Below are 2,790 nucleotides of genomic sequence, written 5' to 3' on the forward strand. Positions count from 1 at the left end.
CGGCGGCAGCGCGGGCACCGACGGCGGGGCGGGCCTGCTGACCGCACTGGGCGCCCGGCTCCTCGACGAGGCGGGCCGGGAACTCCCCTTCGGCGGTGCTGCGCTTTCCCGGCTCGCTTCGCTGGACCTGTCCGCCCTGCCGGAAGTGGACATCGAGCTGGCGTGCGACGTGGAGAACCCGCTGGACGAAGCGGCTTCGGTCTACGGACCACAGAAAGGCGCGTCACCCGGCGACGTCGAGACCCTCGGCGCCGCACTGCGGCACTGGGCCTCGATCGCCGGCCCGGAGTTCGCGCAGCGGCCGGGCGCCGGTGCGGCCGGGGGAGTGGGCTTCGCGGCGATGGCGGTACTGGGCGCCCGCGTGCGGCCCGGCATCGAGCTGCTCCTGGACCTGCTCGGATTCGACGCGGCCTTGACCGGAGCCTCGCTGGTCATCACCGGCGAGGGATCCCTCGACGAGCAGACCCTGTCCGGCAAGGCCCCGGCCGGGGTGGCTCGCGCCGCGGCGGCCGCGGGCATCCCGTGCGTCGCGGTCTCCGGCCGCTGCCGGCTGTCCCCGGCGGAACTCCGGCAGGCGGGCATCTCGGCCGCGTACGCCCTGACCGACCTGGAACCGGATCCGGCGCGCTGCATGGCGGAGGCGGCACCGCTCCTGCGCCGCTTGGCGCACCGAGTGGCGATCGACTACTTCTCCCCGTCGAGGTGATCGCGTTGCGGGGTACGGGTGCTACCGAAGAGTTGTTATCATTGAAACCATGGCAACGAAGACGGCGGTGGACACCCGCGAGCGCATCCTCGAAGCGGCGGCGGCACTGCTGGCGGCGGAAGGCCGAGACGGGCTGTCGACCCGGGCGGTGAGCGCCGCGGCGGGCGTCCAGCCCCCGGCGCTGTACCGCCTCTTCGGGGACAAGGACGGCTTGCTGGACGCGGTCGCGGCGTACGGCTTCGACCAGTACCTGAAGAGCAAGCGCGAAATGGGCTCGACGGGCGACCCGGTGGAGGACCTCCGCCGAGGCTGGGACCTGCACATCGAGTTCGGCTTGTCCCGCCCGGAGTTCTACGTGCTGATGTACGGCGACGCGCGCCCGGGCCGCACGTCACCGGCGGCCCGCGAAGCGGAGGGGATGCTGCGGGCCATCGTCGAGCGAGTCGCGGCGGCGGGCAGGCTCAGGGTGAGCGTCGAGCGAGCGGCGCGCTTGACGCACGCGGCCGGCATGGGCGTGGTGCTGACGCAGATCGCGACCCCGGAGGGCGACCGCGACCCCGAGCTGTCGGTGACCGCCCGCGAGACGGTGCTGGCCCGCATCCTCACCGGCACCGAAGAGCCGACGGGGTCGGATCTGCCGGAGCGCGCCATAGCGCTCCGGGCCGGCCTGGCAGGCGCCACGGCCTTGACCGAAGCCGAGCGCACCCTCCTGGCCGAGTGGCTGGACCGCATCGCGGACGCGTAAGTGCCCCGAGGGGACCCCGGCCGTCGCGGCAGAATCGATCCAGTCCGATCGGACATTGCTTGTCACCGCGGAACGGCCCAATATGTTGCGGCCCACAACATATTGACGACAACGCCGTCGGAGGGTCCCGATGATCAGGTGGAAAGCAGTCATGGCCTGCGCCGGAGCAGGAGTTCTGCTCGCCGCGGCACTGCCCGGCACGGCCTTGGCGAGTGGCACCGCGACCGACTGCTGCGGTGGTGGTGCGTCGTGGGCGACAGGCAACAAGTCGGCCCTGGGAACCTCGACGACGACCACCAGCCCGGTCTGGTTCACCGTCGCCAACGGCGTCACGTCGGAAGTCTTCTACCCCCGCGCGGACGTCCCGAACATGCAGGACATGCAGTACATCGTCACCGACGGCACCACGTTCGTGGACCTCGAGCGCGACGCGACCAACCACGTCGTGACCATGCCGGACGAGAAGGCCCTCCAGTACACGATCACCAACACGGCGAAGAGCGGCAAGTACCGCATCACCACGAACTACGCGACCGACCCGTCCCGCGCGACCCTGCTCACGAACACCCGCTTCCAGTCCCTGGACGGCGGGACCTACCGCCTCTACCTCCTGGCCAACCCGTCGATGGCGGGCGGCGGCGCGAACGACAACGCCTGGTGGGACGGAACCGGCCTCCTGGCGAGCGGAACCGAAACCCTGTTCGGGGGAACGCCCACCACGGTCGTCTCGGCCCTGCGCGCCTCCACAGGCTTCACCGCGCACGACAACGGCTACACGGGCGCAGCCAGCGACTGCCTGGCCGACCTGCGCGCCGACAAGACGTTGAACAACCAGTTCGACGCCATCGCCGGCAACGGCAACGTGGTCCAGTGCGGCCAGATCCCGGTGGGAACGGACACGACGTTCACCGTCGCCCTCGGCTACGGCTCCACGGCAGCGGCGGCGACGTCCAGCGCAAGCGGCTCGCTGAGCAGTGGGTTCACCGCAGTGTCGACGTCCTACCGGAGCGGCTGGAACACGTACGTGAACAGCCTCGCACCAGCCCCGGCGAGCGTCTCCGGAGACACGCAACGACGCCGCACCTACTACGTCGCGGCAATGGCCCTGAAGACGGCAGAGGACAAACAACACCCGGGCGCAAGCGTCGCGGGCCTGGCCACCCCCTGGGGCGACTTCACGAACGGAGACCACCTCAACGACGGCTACCACCGAGTCTGGGGCCGCGACCTCTACCAGCAGGCAACCGGCCTCCTGGCCGCGGGAGACACCGCCCAAGCCAAGCGAATGGCCCAGTTCCTCTGGAACTCGCAGTGGATCGGCAGCCCCACGGCCGGCGAC

At 70.9% G+C, this 2,790-nt stretch carries 2 protein-coding genes and 1 pseudogene; all 3 read left to right on the forward strand.

Going from position 1 to position 2,790, the window contains the following annotated elements; genetic code table 11:
* The coding region (locus tag CCN39_RS47865; RefSeq protein ID WP_143264476.1) for a glycerate kinase family protein at positions 1-706 on the forward strand (706 nt) is incomplete at its 5' end.
* A gap of 49 nt (positions 707-755) precedes the next feature.
* Positions 756-1,451, forward strand: a complete 696-nt coding sequence (locus tag CCN39_RS47870; RefSeq protein WP_086853832.1) for a TetR/AcrR family transcriptional regulator — start codon at positions 756-758, stop codon at positions 1,449-1,451.
* 130 nt (positions 1,452-1,581) lie between these two features.
* A pseudogene (locus CCN39_RS47875) lies at positions 1,582-2,790 on the forward strand (glycoside hydrolase family 15 protein); the annotation flags it as partial.

Origin of the sequence: Amycolatopsis kentuckyensis (assembly GCF_002155975.1) — a bacterium.
Classification (GTDB): Bacteria; Actinomycetota; Actinomycetes; order Mycobacteriales; family Pseudonocardiaceae; genus Amycolatopsis; species Amycolatopsis kentuckyensis.